Origin of the sequence: Methylobacterium sp. UNC378MF (assembly GCF_900103195.1) — a bacterium.
In the GTDB taxonomy this organism is placed as follows: domain Bacteria; phylum Pseudomonadota; class Alphaproteobacteria; order Rhizobiales; family Beijerinckiaceae; genus Methylobacterium.
Genome location: NZ_FMWU01000026.1, coordinates 1 through 13,731, shown reverse-complemented (window position 1 = coordinate 13,731; position 13,731 = coordinate 1). Strand labels below are relative to the sequence as shown.

Here is a 13,731-nt window from a genome sequence, read left to right as displayed (position 1 = left end):
TGCATGTGCCGAGCAATCGACATTGACGGCGTCGCGGCGGGGCTGAAGCGTTGTGCCCGCTGACCACCTCCGAGGCCCGCGCGCCTTCTTCGGCTCACGACGCGACGTGACAGAGCAAGCCAGGATGGTCCCGCCATGATCGATCCCGACCTCGCCGGCCGCCTGCATTTCCGTCATCGGCTGCCCGGCCGCGAGCCGCTGCCGCCGGGTCGGCACGACCTCGGCCTCTTTGCCGAGCGCGACGCGGTGCTGGTGGTCCCCGAGGGACTCGATCCGCACCGCCCCTGCCCGCTCGTGGTGCTGTTTCACGGCGGCGGCGGCAGCGCCGCGCGCATCCTGCCGATGCTGGAGGGCCACGCCCGCGACGAGCGCTTCCTGCTCCTCGTCCCGCAATCGCTGTTTCCGACCTGGGATATCGTCATCGCCGGCCACGGGCCGGACCGGGAGCGGGTCGCGACGGCGCTGGCTCACGTGGCGGACCGGTTCTTGCTCGATCCGGGGCGGCTCTGCTTCGCCGGCCATTCCGACGGCGGGAGCTACACGCTCTCGCTGGGGCTCGCCAACGGCGACGTGGCCAGCCATCTGATCGTCTCGTCGGCCGGATTCCTGTCGGTCCATCTGCAGGTCGGCGTGCCCAAGATCTTCCTGTCGCACGGCACGCAGGATGAGCAGATCCCGATCGACCGGAGTGCCCGGCTCCACGTGCCGGCTCTGCGCGAGGCCGGTTATCCGGTTACCTATGTCGAGTATGACGGGCCGCACGCCCACCAGCCGGCCGTGGTGGCGCAGGCGGTCGCGTTCTTCCTGGCCGATCCGTCCGGCGATCTCTGAGGCTCAGACCAGGACGGCCCGGGCGGGAGCGCGGCTGCGGGCCGGGGTTTCGGGCGCGTCAGCCTCGGACAGGAGCGCCGGGATCAGGTCCGTCTGGGAGACGATCCCGACGAGACGCCCGTCGGCGTCGACAACCGGCAGATGGTGCAGCCCTGCCTCCGACATGCGCGGCACCAGCGCGGCGATGGGCGTATTGGGACCGACCGGGTCAACCGCGCTCATGATGTCGGCGGCGCAACCGTGAGGCGCGCGCCCCCGCTCGGCGGTGAGGCGCAGGCGGCGGCCGAGGCCGAGGCGCGGCCCGGCCTGGTCCCAGGCGGCCTTGTCGAGGAGATCGGTCTGCGTGACGATGCCGAGGACGCGCGCGCGCTCGTCGGTCACCGGAAGCGCCTTGATCCGGTGGCGGCGCAGCAGCCGCAGGGCCTCGGCGAGCGGCGCGTCCGGCGCTACGGCGATCACGTCGCGGGACATGATCGCCGCGCAGGTGATCGGTCCCGAGCGGCGGCCATAGACGCGCATCTGCACGCGCCGCAGAATCTGCTCCAGGTCACTCCGGTCGACGTCGAGGAGCTGGTCGAAATCCTCCAGCGCGGCGTCGAGGTCCGAGGCGCGGAAGCCTACCCGAGCACCGGAGGGCGGGTCGGCCGTCCGGGGCCCGGCCGGGCGGAGGTGCGGGTAGGCGCGCCCCGTCAGGTTGTTGAACAGCAGGGCGGTGGCGAGCAGCAGGAGCGAATTGGCCGCGACCGGCCAGAGCACGAAGCCGTAGCCGAGTTCCCGGATCGCGGGCCCGCCGAGGACCGCCGTCAACGCCACGGCCCCGCTCGGCGGGTGCAGGCAGCGCAGGGCCATCATCAGGGCGATCGCCACCCCGATGGCGCAGGACGCGGCCACGAACGGGTCGGCGACCCAGGACGCCGCCGTGATACCCACGATCGCCGCCACGATGTTGCCACCGAGGATCGACCAGGGCTGAGCCAGGGGGCTCGCCGGCACGGCGAAGAGCAGCACCGCCGAGGCCCCCATCGGGGCGATCAGCACCGGGAGTGCGTCGGAGCCCACAGAGGCGCGACAGACGAGACCGGTCGCCAGGATCCCCACCAGGGCACCGGCCGCGGAGCGCAGGCGCTCGCGCTTGCTGACAGGTGTTAGCTCCGGCAGGAAACGGCTGAGGAATACGCGCATCGGTTCTGGGGCTCGCACATGAAAAGGACGGCGCTGGCGGGGCGCCGTCCTGTCTCAGGAAAGCAGAGGTCGCACGCTCTCTATCAGACCGCGCGGGCCTCGTGCATCGCCCGGATCTGCTCCGGCGTGTAGCCCAGATCTGCGAGCACCTCATCAGTGTGCTCACCGAGCAGCGGCGAGGCCTTCACCTCCACCTTCATGTCGGAGAACTTGATCGGGCTTCCGACGGTCAGGTACTTGCCGAGCTTCGGGTGCGCCACCTCGACGACGGTACCGCTCTCGCGCAGAGACTTGTCCTCGGCGATCTCCTTCATCGACAGCACCGGCGCGCAGGGGATGTCGTAGGTGCGCAGGATGTCCACCGCCTCGAACTTGGTCTTGTCGGCCAGCCATTCCTCGATCGTCTTGAAGATGTCGAAGATCTTGTCTTGCCGGGCGCGGGGGGTGTTGTAGGCGGGATCGGTGATCCACTCTTCCCTACCGAGAACCTTGCAGATCGGCGCCCAGGCATGGCCCTGGATCGTGAAGTAGATGTAGGCGTTCGGGTCGGTCTCCCAGCCCTTGCACTTCAGCACCCAGCCCGGCTGGCCGCCGCCGCCCGCGTTGCCGCCGCGCGGCACCACGTCGGAGAACTCGCCGTGGGGGTATTGCGGGTACTCCTCGAGGTAGCCCAGGGCGTCGAGGCGCTGCTGGTCACGGAGCTTCACCCGGCAGAGGTTGATCACCGAGTCCTGCATCGACACGGCGACCTTCTGGCCCTTGCCGGTCTTGTTCTTCTGATGGAGCGCCGTGAGGATGCCGATCGCGAGGTGCATGCCGGTGTTGGAATCGCCGAGCGCGGCGGCGCTGACGGTGGGCGGCCCGTCCCAGAAACCGGTGGTCGAGGCGGCGCCGCCCGCGCACTGGGCGACGTTCTCGTAGACCTTCAGGTCCTCATAGTGATGACCGTCCGAGAAACCCTTCACCGAGGCGAGGATCATGCCGGGGTTCAGCTCCTGGATGCGCGCCCAGGAGAAGCCCATCCGGTCGAGGGCGCCGGGACCGAAATTCTCGACCATGACGTCCGAGTCCTGGATGAGCTTCTCGAGGACTTCCTTGCCGGCCTGGGTCTTGGTGTCGAGGGTGAGCGAGCGCTTGTTGGAGTTCAGCATCGTGAAATAAAGCGCGTCCGCGTCCTCGACGTGGCGCAGCTGGGTCCGGGTCACGTCGCCGGCGCCGGGGCGCTCAACCTTGATCACGTCGGCGCCGAACCACGCGAGCAGCTGCGTGCAGGCCGGGCCGGCCTGGACGTGCGTGAAGTCGATGATCTTGATGCCTTCCAGCGGCTTGCTCATGTGGCGTTCTCCCTGTGCGGTTGGGTGATCGGGACCTTCGGATCGTCCGACGGGCTCAAGGCGCCCGGCGGCTCGGATCCGAGGAGGTTTCGAGGTCGGTCACGCGTTGACGCAGGCGCTTCTCCTCGGCCCAGCGCTCAGTCTCGTCGCGGATCACCGCGACAATCCCGGTCACGTCGCCGGAGGCGTCCCGCACCATCCCCACCGTGAAGGCGATGGAGAGCTGATGGCCGTCCTTGTGGAGCGCCGGCACCCTCAGGGTCTCCGCCCCGTAGCGGGTAACGCCGGTGCGCATGGTCTTCGCGTAGCCGTCCCAATGACGGCGCCGGTGCCGCTCGGGCGTGATGAGATCGAGGGTCTGTCCCAGCGCCTCGGCGGCGGTGAAGCCGAAGATGCGCTGGGCGGCCGGGTTCCAGACCGTGATGGCGCCGTCCGGATCGGACACGACCACGGCGTCCCCGATGGCCTCGGCCAGCCCAGAGAGATCGAATTGACCGGGCGCGGCCTGGGTCGGCCCGGTGGCGGTCATCGACGGCACCCGGCCAGCGGCGCCGTCATGGTTCGCGCCGCAGCACTCAGAAGCCTTCTCATGTGCAGCGGCCCTTCCTGAACGTCGCTCGCAGGAGCGGCGGTAAAATTCCGGTCTGGCATCCCCGGAGCGCCGGTACCGGCCACAACGGTTGGTATTTGGTATGCCAAATGGGAAATGCCGTCAACAGACGGGGTGACAGGTGGAACTTTTCTTCAAGTCGGCGCGCGGCGATCCTCCCGCGCGCTAGGCTCGCGACACGTCCGTCCGAACCGTGCGCCTCAGCCCGAGACGCGGCTCATCTCCTTCTCAGATTTGCCGCTTTCCACGAGCAGGAGGTCGTTCCTCAGGCACCTCGGACCGGCGGTTCGGCGAACCGCCCTGGAGACCATTTCGGTGATCCGTTTCGAGAAAGTCAGCAAGGTTTACCGCACGGAAGGTCACCGGCGGACCATCCTGGAGCAGGTTTCGTTCACCCTGAAGCCGGGCGTTTCCTACGGCATTCTCGGCATCAACGGCGCCGGCAAGTCGACCACGATGCGACTCATCGCCGGGACCGAGGACGCGACGCGGGGCAAGATCCATCGCGGTCTCCGGGTCTCCTGGCCCCTCGGCTTCGCCGGCGGCTTCCATCCCAAGATGACCGGGCGTGACAACGTCACGTTCGTGGCGCGCATCTACGGAGAGGACCCGCGCCGGGTGCTCGACTTCGTCGAGGATTTTTCGGAGCTGGGAAGCTACCTCGACGTACCGATCTACACGTACTCGTCTGGCATGGGCGCACGGCTCGCCTTCGGCATGAGCATGGCGATCCCGTTCGATTGCTACCTGATCGACGAGATCACCTCCGTGGGCGACGCCCGGTTCTCCAAGCGCTGCGACGAGGTCTTCTCGCAGCGTCGCAAGAACGCGGACATCATCATGGTTTCGCACTCCATGGAGACGATCCGGCAGTGGTGCACGCAGGGACTGGTCCTGCTCAATGGCCGCGCGATCATCTACGAGGACGTGAACGACGCCATCGAGGTCTATCGACGCCTCAACGCCTAGGCGTGCGGCGCCGACCAGTCCCAGACGACATGCTTTTGCCGCCTCGGCATGCGAGAGGCGATCGGCGCGCGCCGCGCGGCGCGGTCGAGATCCCGGTGACGGATCGATCTTCGGAGCCGGTGAAGCCGGGAATCAGGCCATGAACATGGAGATCCGGAAGGCCGAGGGGCAGCCGGTCACGCCCGCCGACCGCCAGCAGGCGATCAGCGAGTCGCTGCGGCAGATCGCGCGCATGTCGCGCTTCGCTGACCGCAAGAAGGGCATCCGGTCCTATCAGGCCGACGTAAAGAACGATCCCTGGATCCCGATCCTGTTCGTGATCTGCTTCTTGCTGCCGACGCTGGCCGGGGCGGCCTATTACGGCCTGATCGCCTCGGACCGCTACGTCACCGAGGCGCGGTTCGCGATCCGCCCGGCTCTCGGAGCCTCCGACAAGGGCTCCTCGGAGACCGGCGGGACCAACTCCGGCATGGCGAATCAGATGGTGGCGCAGGACACGCTGATCACGCGCGAGTTCATCCTGAGCCGGCCGATGATCGAGATCCTCGAGGCGCAGCTGCCGCTGCGCGCGTGGTTCAGCAAGGATTCGGTCGATTATTTCTCGCGGTTCGACCCCGAGAAGCCGATCGAGAAGTTCCTGCGCTACTGGAAGCGCCGCGTGGGCGTCGAGGTCGAGGCCGGCTCCGGCATCATGTCGGTCGAGGTCGAGGCCTTCGACCCGGAAGAATCCCTCGCCATCGCCAAGGCCATCATGAAGGAGGCCGAGCGCAAGGTGAACGACCTCAGCATCAAGTCGCGCGAGGATGCCGTCGCCGAGAGCACGCGCGAACTCCAGCTCGCCCAGGAGCGCATGACCAAGATCCGCCTCGCGACGCGCGATCTGCGCAACCGCGAAGGCGTGCTCGACGCGCAGAAGACGAACGACATCAACGTCAAGATGATCGCTGAAATGCGGGCCTCGCGCATCAACCTCGCGCTCCAGCTCGCGATCGGGCAGCGCGACCTCGGCCCCGATGCGCGCCGGATCGTCGATATCAAACAGCAGCTCAAGGATATCGACGAGAACATCGCCCAGATCGAGCGGCAATCCGCCAGCCAGGATCCGGACCAGAAGCGCCGGCTCTCGGATGCGCTGACGCGGTTCGAGATCCTGGAGAACGATCGGAAGAATGCCGAGAAGTATTACCAGCAGGTTCTGACCGCCCACGAGCGGGCCCGGATCATCGCGGCCCGGCAGATCGAGTTCTTCAGCCCGATCGTCGAGCCCGTAAAGGCGGAATCCTCCACCGAGCCGCGGCGGCTCCTGATGATCGGCCTGATCACCGCGGGCGCAGGCCTCCTGTTCGGAGCCGCGATGTTCGCCCGGAAGATGATGAGCTGACACCCGTCACGCGCGGCTGCCCCATTATGATGGGGCAGTCCCGTGTCAGAGGCCGGAACCGCGGCCCGGGCCGCCCGCCGCCGGGCCGATCGTACCGCCGGTCCAGCCTTGCGCCCGCCAGCCCTCGGCGCGCTCGTCGATGTCGATCGATCCCGCATGGTCCAGGATGGCCAGTACGCCGTCGGCCCGGGACTCGTCGGCCCGCACCGTCACGAGGGTCCCGCCCCGTCGCACGCCCTCGGCATAGGTCTCGGCCTCGTCGGCACTGAGACCTGCCGCCGTCAGGCCGCCGATCAGGCCTCCGGCCGCGGCTCCGACACCGGCCCCGGTCACGGCCGCCACGAGCCAGCCCGCCGCCACCACCGGGCCGAGCCCCGGAATGGCCAGGAGACCGAGGCCGGCGAGCAACCCGGCGCCGCCGCCCAGCACCGTGCCTACGGTGGCCCCGGTACCGGCGCCATCCGTCGGGTCCGACGGTCGGGTGACCGCAGCGCCGGGCGGCGGCGGCGGAGCCGCGGCATCGGGGCGGTTCGAGATGATGCTGATCTCGGAATGGGGAATCCCGGCGGCCTCCAGCCGGTCCACCGCGCCTGCGGCGGCTTCATAATCCTCGAACAGGGCGGTCAGGACGCGCACAGCCATCGACGTCTCCCGGAATCGTGGGCCGGAGCCCGGTTCTATGGCGCCGTCGCGGACGGCCCGGCACCGGGCGCGGTCGGGGCCCGGATCGGCGCACCTGCCGTCCGGTCAAGCGGTCGCGGCGGCGCGGGTTCCCGACGTCGCCAAGCCCATCTTAACGCTACGCTAACCATCCACCCGGCAGATCTTGCCGGGTACGTCCCAGGCACGTCCCGGGCGAACGGCAGCGGGTGGGATCGATGGCAGAGACGGCGAGCGCGCCGGCACAGACGGGGGCGGCAGCGGTCCTCAGCCAGCTGACGCTGCCGACGCGCGGCGATCTCCACGCGCTGTCGAAGCGGTCGGATCTGCTGTTCGCCACCGGCGTTCTGGGGATTCTGGCGGTCCTCATCTTTCCGCTGCCGGCGATCCTGCTCGACCTGCTTCTGGCCGTCTCGATCATCATGTCGGTGCTGATCATGATGACCGGCCTGTCGATCGACAATCCGCTCGAATTCACCGTCTTCCCGACGCTGCTGCTCATCGCCACGATGCTGCGGCTCGCCCTCAACCTCGCCTCGACCCGTCTGATCCTCGGGCATGGCCACGAGGGGACGGCTGCGGCCGGCCACGTCATCGAGGCCTTCGGCCACTTCGTGATGGGCGGCAATTTCGTGATCGGGATCATCGTATTCGCGATCCTGATCATCGTGAATTTCGTCGTGATCACGAAGGGTTCGGGCCGCATCGCCGAGGTCGCGGCCCGCTTCACCCTCGACGCGATGCCGGGCAAGCAGATGGCCATCGACGCCGATCTCTCGGCCGGCCTGATCGACGAGAAAGCCGCGAAGGCCCGGCGCGCCGCGCTCGAGGAGGAATCCTCCTTCTTCGGCGCCATGGACGGCGCCTCGAAATTCGTCCGCGGCGACGCGGTGGCGGCCCTGTTGATCACCTTCATCAACGTGGTCGGCGGCATCATCATCGGGGTGGCCCAGCAGGGCTTGAGCTTCGGCGAGGCCGCCAAGAGCTACACCCTGCTGACCATCGGCGACGGTCTCGCGAGCCAGGTTCCGGCGCTGATCGTCTCGACGGCGGCGGGCCTGCTGGTCTCCAAGGCCGGCGTCCGCGGCGCCGCCGACAAGGCGCTCGGCAAGCAGCTCGCGCATTATCCCAAGGCGCTGGGCATGTCGGCGGCGGTGATGCTGCTGATCGCGCTCCTGCCCGGCATGCCGATGCTGCCCTTCGTGCTGCTGGGCGGCGGCGCCGGCTACGCGGCGTGGCGCATCAACAGGACCGCCAAGCTGGCGCCGCCCCTCGACGCCCAGGGCGTCCCGATGGATGCGGCCGCGGTGGCTGCGGCGAGCGTCGCCAAGGAGGAGACGGTCACCGACCTTCTCAAGCTCGACGACTTGAAGCTCGAAATGGGCTACGCGCTCCTGGCCCTGGTCAATGGTGAGGGCCAGGATCGGCTCACCGATCAGATCAAGGCTCTGCGCCGCCAGCTCGCCGCCGAACTGGGCTTCGTGATGCCGTCGGTGCGCATCCTCGACAACGTCCAGCTCGACGCCAACGCCTATGTGGTGCGGGTGAAGGAGATCGAGGCCGGAACCGGACGGATCTTTCCGGGCCAATTCATGGCGATGGACCCGATGGGCGGTCAGGTCCAGCTGCCCGGCCAGCACATGCTGGAGCCGACCTTCGGCCTGCCGGCAACGTGGATCGACGCCGCCCTGCGCGACCAAGCCCAGCTCAAGGGCTACACGGTGGTGGATGCCGCCACAGTCGTGTCGACGCACCTCACCGAGATCATCAAGGCCCACGTCTCCGAACTGCTCAACCATGTCGAGGTCTCGAAGCTGCTGCGCGAGCTGCCCAAGGAGCACGGCGACCTGCTCAAGGAGATCGTGCCCTCGCAGATCTCCACCACCGGTATCCAGCGGGTCCTGCAGTTCCTGCTCGCCGAGCGGGTCTCGATCCGCGATCTCGGGGCGATCGTGGAGGCGATCGCCGAAGTGGCGGGCGGGGTGAAGAACCCCCGCGACGTGGTCGAGCACGTCCGCGCCCGCCTGGGGCGGCAGATCTGCGCGCAGTATCAGGACCAGAACGGCATGCTGCCGATCATCACCCTGTCGCCGGCCTGGGAGCAGGCTTTCATGGAATCGATCGTGGGCGAGCGGGACGAGCGCTACCTCGCGATGCAGCCCTCGAAGCTCAGTGAATTCGTCACGGCGGTGCGTGACCGCTTTGAGACGGCGGCGCGCCAGGGCGAGATGCCCGTGCTCGTGACCTCCGCTCAGACGCGGCCCTTCGTGCGCTCGATCATCGAGCGCTTCCGCCGCGAAACGCCGGTGATGAGTCAGGCCGAGATCCACCCGCGCGCGCGGCTCCGGACGGTGAATTCGATCTGAGGGCTGACAGGAATCGCGACGCCCGCGCCGGTCCCGGCTCATCCTGTGAATCAGGCGCGCCGGGCTGCGCCGCTCAGGCCACCGGACCGAACGGCAGGCGTCCGGCCGTCGGCCCGGGCGCATCGCAATGACCGCCGGGCAGCGTGCCATCGGAAGCCCGGGCGCGGACCGGATTGCTTCGCGCCGCCCGCCGAGACGGGGTCGCGACGCGTCAGATCGCCTTCTGTTTGAGCTCGCGTTCCATCTCGTGGGCGTCGAGGCCGGGAACGATGACCGGCGGCTCCGGCACCGGGCCGGGCTTGGCGCCGTGGGCCGCCGAGCCGATCGCCGCGGCCAGCCTAGAGCGCTCGAAGGCGATCACCACGATCACCGAGATCAGCGCCGGGAGCCAGAAATAGAAGATCCGGAAGATGATCACCGCCGCGATGATCGCGTCCTTCTGCGCCTCGTCGGTGATGTGCATCGCGGTGATGAACACGATCTCGAAGACGCCGAGGCCACCCGGCGCGTGCGAGGCCAGCGCCACCGAGAACGAGGCCAGGAAGATCGCCAGGACCGGAATGAAGCCGGGATTCATCGCCTCCGGCAGGGCGAAGTAGATGATGCCCGCAGCACCCAGAAGCTCCAGCGGCGCCGCCAGCAGCTGGCGCCCCATGATGCCGGGTCGGGGGTATTCGAGCTTGAACGACCGGATGTGCAGCGGGCGCAGGTGCAGGATCGAGCCGATCACGTACAGGCCGACGAAGCCCAGCATGCAGATGCCGACGGTCAGCGCCGTCTTTGGATCCGTGAGGAAGCCCGGCAGCCTGCCCTCGAGCCGCGTCAGCAGAGTCGGATCGACCACCAGCGTGAAGCCGCCGAGCAGGATGGTGCCGAGGAAGAACGTGAAGGAACAGAGAGCCACCAGCACGGCGACCTGAGCCGCCGTCAGGCCCTTGGCCGTGTAGGCCCGATAGCGGACCAGGGCACCGGAGAAGACCGAGGCGCCGATATTGTGCGAGAGGGCGTAGGTCGTGAAGGAGCAGAGCGAGACGAACAGCCAAGAGATGTGGCGGACGCCCAGATGCAGCAGGGCGATCCGGTCGTACCAGGCGAGCGCCGCATAGGCGACCAGGGTCGAGAGCGCCGCCAGCAGGATCCGATGCGGCGGGATTGCCAGGATCGCGGCCCAGATCGCCGAAAGCGAGGTCGTCTTCAGTTCCTGGTAGAGGAAGTAGCCCGATACCACGACGGCCGCGAGGCCGATCATGGGCCAGATGAACTCGCTGATCTTCTTCATGAACACCGACGCCCTGGGGAGAGCCCCTGATGCGCCGGCACGCGACGCGCTGCAAGCGGCATCGCACCGCCGCGATTTCCCTTGTCAGGTGATCGTGACGGTTTCGTGCCGCGCGTACCTGACGGCAGGTCCGGCGGTTTGCTTCAGCCCCGGGCGCGGTTCAGGCCGATCCCGTCCATGGCGGCCTGATCCCGAGCCGATTCGGCCGCCCGCTCGGCGGAGCGCTCGCGATCGTTCAGGATCTCGACCTTCTTGAGTTCCTCGAACGCCTCGCCGAGCTCGGCTTTCGCCTCGGCGAGCTGACCTTCGAGGGCCTGGGCGGACTGGATCATGTTGTCCCGGCGGGTCGCCGCCGCCCGGGCATAGGTCGGATAGGCGAAGTGACCGACGTCGGTGATGCCGGCCCGCGCCTCCTCGACGGCGACCTCGCGATCGAGTTCCACCGCCATGCGCTGGAAATCGGCCATCATCATCTCGATCTGGGTCACGCGCCGGCGCTTCTCATCGACCTGGAAGCGGCGCAGGCGGATCAGCGTGTCACGCGATTTCATCAGGACGCTCACTCCACGCAACGCTCGAGGCCGCGTCCGGGATCATGCCCGGACCGAGCCTATGCGCGAGCCTGCCGACGGCAGACCCGCCCGGATCCCCCTATGCACCATGGGGATCGCCGAAGCGTTACCGCCGCGACGCATGGTGCTCACGCCCCGCCGATGATCTCGGAGAGCCGTGCGTAACCATCGCCGATGGACGTTGCTTCTTCCTTACTCTGCCCCAGAAAAGCCTCAAGATGGGGCATGAGCGCCACCGCCTCGTCCACCTCCTGGGAGGAGCCGGCCCGGTAGGCGCCGAGGCGGATCAGCTCCTCCATGTCGGCGTAGGTCGACAACACCCGCCGCGCGCGCCGCACGACCGGCAGATAGGCCGGGTCGCAGGAGCGCGGCATGGTCCGGGAGACCGAACGAAGCACGTTGATCGCCGGGTAGCGCCCGCGCTCCGCGATGGCGCGCTCCATGACGATGTGGCCGTCGAGGATGCCCCGCACCGCGTCGGCCACGGGCTCGTTGTGGTCGTCGCCCTCGACCAGAACGGTGAACAGGGCCGAGATCGTCCCCTGCCCCACGCCGGGACCGGCCCGTTCGAGCAGGCGCGGCAGCTCCGAGAACACCGTCGGCGTGTAGCCCTTGGCGGTCGGCGGTTCGCCGGCGGCGAGGCCGATGTCGCGCTGGGCCATGGCGAAGCGCGTGATCGAGTCGATCATGCACAGGACCTTGGCGCCCTGATCGCGGAAATACTCGGCGACCGACAGGGTCACGTAGGCCGCGTTCCGGCGCATCAGGGCCGGCTCGTCGGAGGTCGCCACCACCACGACCGAGCGCGCCAGGCCGGCAGCGCCGAGATCGTCCTGGAGGAATTCCTGCACCTCGCGGCCGCGCTCGCCCACGAGACCGATGACCGCCACGTCGGCGGCGGTGTAGCGGGCCAGCATCGATAGCAGGACCGACTTGCCGACCCCGGATCCGGCGAAGATGCCCATGCGCTGGCCGGCGCACATCGTCAGGAAGGTATTGATGCACCGGATGCCGAGATCCAGCGGGCCGCCGACCCGCGTGCGCGCATGGGCGGGTGGCGGGTCCGCGCGCAGGGAATAGACGTCGCCGCCCTGCGGCAGCGCGCCGAGTCCATCGACCGGTCGCCCCAGCGCGTCGATCACCCGGCCGAGCCAGGCGTTGGAGGGGCGGATCGCGCCGGCCGATTCGTCGCGCACATAGGCGGGACAGCCGCGCCGCACGCCCTCGAGCGAGCCGAACGGCATGGCCAGCGCCCGGTCGCCCTGGAAGCCGATGACCTCGCAGGGGACCAGGCCGTGGCCGTTGGCGCCCTCGACATCGACCCGCCCCCCGAGCCGCATCGCCGCCACGGGCCCCGCGACCTCGACCAGGAGGCCGCGGATCGCCACGACCCGGCCGAAGGTCTCCAGCACCTCGATCCGCTCCAGGGCGGCCCGCGCCGCGGCGAGGGAAGCAACGGATCTTGCCGGATCCTGTGTCATCGGCCTGGCTCTCAACGCTTCGTTTACCGGCCTCCTTAACACTGCCGGTCACGGGCTCGTAGCGGCTCGATCCGGGTAGCGGCCACGGCCGCGCCTGACGAAGTCGTACCGGTGTGTCCCACGGACAACATCGGGGATCGGATCGTTACGGAGGAAGTACTTACGCCGAAGGGGGCGAGCGGCCTGGACGGAGGCGGATCGGAATCGGGGCCGAGGGCGGGGCCGGAGGAACGCGGTTTCTCCTGTCAAGCTCGCGGAACTTCGAACGAGACGCTTGCGGGCAGGAATCAGGTTTTGTTAACGATTAATCCATAGCGTTCCACGTCAAGAGCGACGGAGCGCCCGTCCACAGGCCGGTGGCGGGCGAAGGCTGGGACGTGTCTGCGCGCTGATGCGGCCGGCGGGGCTGGGGACCGACGATGCGGGTACTTTTGATCGAGGACGATAGCGCGACCGCGCAGAGCATCGAGCTGATGCTCAAGTCCGAGAACTTCAACACCTACACCACCGATCTCGGGGAAGAGGGTGTCGATCTCGGCAAGCTCTACGACTACGACATCATCCTCCTCGATCTGAACCTGCCCGACATGTCGGGCTACGAGGTGCTCCGCTCGCTCCGCGTGGCCAAGGTGAAGACGCCGATCCTGATCCTGTCCGGCATGGCCGGCATCGAGGACAAGGTGAAGGGCCTCGGCTTCGGGGCCGACGACTACCTGACCAAGCCGTTCCACAAGGACGAGCTGGTGGCGCGCATCCACGCCATCGTGCGCCGCTCGAAGGGCCACGCTCAGTCGGTGATCACCACCGGCGACCTGATCGTGAACCTCGACCAGAAGACCGTCGAGGTCGGCGGCGCCCGGGTCCACCTCACCGGTAAGGAGTACCAGATGCTGGAACTCCTCTCGCTGCGGAAGGGCACCACCCTCACCAAGGAGATGTTCCTCAACCATCTCTACGGCGGCATGGACGAGCCGGAGCTGAAGATCATCGACGTGTTCATCTGCAAGCTGCGCAAGAAGCTCGCCAACGCCAGCCAGGGCAAGAACTACATCGAGACCGTCTGGGG

Annotated in this window: 12 protein-coding genes; 5 read left to right on the top strand and 7 right to left on the bottom strand. The window is 68.2% G+C overall.

What is annotated here, in order from left to right; genetic code table 11:
• Nucleotides 1-135: 135 nt before the first annotated feature.
• Entirely contained in the window at nt 136-831 is a 696-nt protein-coding gene (locus BLT59_RS23600) for an alpha/beta hydrolase (RefSeq protein ID WP_091786438.1), read from the top strand.
• Between the two features lie 3 nt (nt 832-834).
• Here the strand turns inward: BLT59_RS23600 and BLT59_RS23595 are convergent, their stop codons facing one another.
• The 3 genes from BLT59_RS23595 to BLT59_RS23585 all read right to left on the bottom strand — a co-directional run bounded on the left by BLT59_RS23595 (nt 835) and on the right by BLT59_RS23585 (nt 3,876).
• Nucleotides 835-2,013: an HPP family protein gene (locus tag BLT59_RS23595; RefSeq protein ID WP_091786435.1), complete on the bottom strand. Its 1,179-nt coding sequence runs from the start codon at nt 2,011-2,013 to the stop codon at nt 835-837.
• A gap of 83 nt (nt 2,014-2,096) precedes the next feature.
• The gene (gene frc, locus BLT59_RS23590; RefSeq protein WP_091786431.1) at nt 2,097-3,347 is read right to left on the bottom strand and encodes a formyl-CoA transferase; all 1,251 of its coding nucleotides are present in this window, start codon (nt 3,345-3,347) and stop codon (nt 2,097-2,099) included.
• Between the two features lie 55 nt (nt 3,348-3,402).
• On the bottom strand, nt 3,403-3,876 hold the full coding sequence (locus BLT59_RS23585) for a PAS domain-containing protein (protein WP_091786427.1): 474 nt from the start codon (nt 3,874-3,876) through the stop codon (nt 3,403-3,405).
• 396 nt (nt 3,877-4,272) lie between these two features.
• Between BLT59_RS23585 and BLT59_RS23580 the strand changes: the two genes are divergently transcribed.
• Both BLT59_RS23580 and BLT59_RS23575 read left to right on the top strand, forming a co-directional pair.
• Nucleotides 4,273-4,926 (top strand): ABC transporter ATP-binding protein, encoded by a 654-nt coding sequence (locus tag BLT59_RS23580; protein ID WP_091786424.1) that lies wholly within the window; start codon nt 4,273-4,275, stop codon nt 4,924-4,926.
• A 139-nt stretch (nt 4,927-5,065) separates the two neighbouring features.
• A complete protein-coding gene (locus BLT59_RS23575; RefSeq protein ID WP_091786421.1) occupies nt 5,066-6,307 on the top strand; it encodes a KpsE/RkpR family capsule polysaccharide export protein in 1,242 nt (413 codons plus the stop codon).
• A 45-nt stretch (nt 6,308-6,352) separates the two neighbouring features.
• Here BLT59_RS23575 and BLT59_RS23570 read toward each other — a convergent pair whose 3' ends face one another.
• Nucleotides 6,353-6,949: a hypothetical protein gene (locus tag BLT59_RS23570; RefSeq protein ID WP_091786418.1), complete on the bottom strand. Its 597-nt coding sequence runs from the start codon at nt 6,947-6,949 to the stop codon at nt 6,353-6,355.
• Between the two features lie 236 nt (nt 6,950-7,185).
• Between BLT59_RS23570 and flhA the strand changes: the two genes are divergently transcribed.
• Nucleotides 7,186-9,333, top strand: a complete 2,148-nt coding sequence (flhA, locus tag BLT59_RS23565) for a flagellar biosynthesis protein FlhA (protein ID WP_091786415.1) — start codon at nt 7,186-7,188, stop codon at nt 9,331-9,333.
• 211 nt (nt 9,334-9,544) lie between these two features.
• Here flhA and BLT59_RS23560 read toward each other — a convergent pair whose 3' ends face one another.
• From BLT59_RS23560 to fliI, 3 genes are all read right to left on the bottom strand, one after another.
• Nucleotides 9,545-10,612, bottom strand: a complete 1,068-nt coding sequence (locus BLT59_RS23560; protein ID WP_091786412.1) for a lysylphosphatidylglycerol synthase domain-containing protein — start codon at nt 10,610-10,612, stop codon at nt 9,545-9,547.
• 143 nt (nt 10,613-10,755) lie between these two features.
• A complete protein-coding gene (gene fliJ / locus BLT59_RS23555) occupies nt 10,756-11,163 on the bottom strand; it encodes a flagellar export protein FliJ (protein ID WP_091786594.1) in 408 nt (135 codons plus the stop codon).
• A 149-nt stretch (nt 11,164-11,312) separates the two neighbouring features.
• Nucleotides 11,313-12,665, bottom strand: coding sequence for a flagellar protein export ATPase FliI (gene fliI / locus BLT59_RS23550; protein ID WP_091786409.1), 1,353 nt, complete (start codon nt 12,663-12,665; stop codon nt 11,313-11,315).
• Between the two features lie 419 nt (nt 12,666-13,084).
• Between fliI and BLT59_RS23545 the strand changes: the two genes are divergently transcribed.
• Nucleotides 13,085-13,731, top strand: a 647-nt coding sequence (locus BLT59_RS23545; protein WP_091786592.1) for a response regulator transcription factor CtrA, incomplete at its 3' end; no start/stop codon positions are given.

Coding starts and splice junctions, on each gene's coding strand:
- flhA (WP_091786415.1), top strand. CDS start 7,186: ATGGCAGAGACGGCGAGCGCGCCGGCACAGACGGGGGCGGCAGCGGTC.
- BLT59_RS23585 (WP_091786427.1), bottom strand. CDS start 3,876: ATGACCGCCACCGGGCCGACCCAGGCCGCGCCCGGTCAATTCGATCTC.
- frc (WP_091786431.1), bottom strand. CDS start 3,347: ATGAGCAAGCCGCTGGAAGGCATCAAGATCATCGACTTCACGCACGTC.
- BLT59_RS23600 (WP_091786438.1), top strand. CDS start 136: ATGATCGATCCCGACCTCGCCGGCCGCCTGCATTTCCGTCATCGGCTG.
- BLT59_RS23595 (WP_091786435.1), bottom strand. CDS start 2,013: ATGCGCGTATTCCTCAGCCGTTTCCTGCCGGAGCTAACACCTGTCAGC.
- fliI (WP_091786409.1), bottom strand. CDS start 12,665: ATGACACAGGATCCGGCAAGATCCGTTGCTTCCCTCGCCGCGGCGCGG.
- BLT59_RS23575 (WP_091786421.1), top strand. CDS start 5,066: ATGAACATGGAGATCCGGAAGGCCGAGGGGCAGCCGGTCACGCCCGCC.
- BLT59_RS23570 (WP_091786418.1), bottom strand. CDS start 6,949: ATGGCTGTGCGCGTCCTGACCGCCCTGTTCGAGGATTATGAAGCCGCC.
- fliJ (WP_091786594.1), bottom strand. CDS start 11,163: ATGAAATCGCGTGACACGCTGATCCGCCTGCGCCGCTTCCAGGTCGAT.
- BLT59_RS23560 (WP_091786412.1), bottom strand. CDS start 10,612: ATGAAGAAGATCAGCGAGTTCATCTGGCCCATGATCGGCCTCGCGGCC.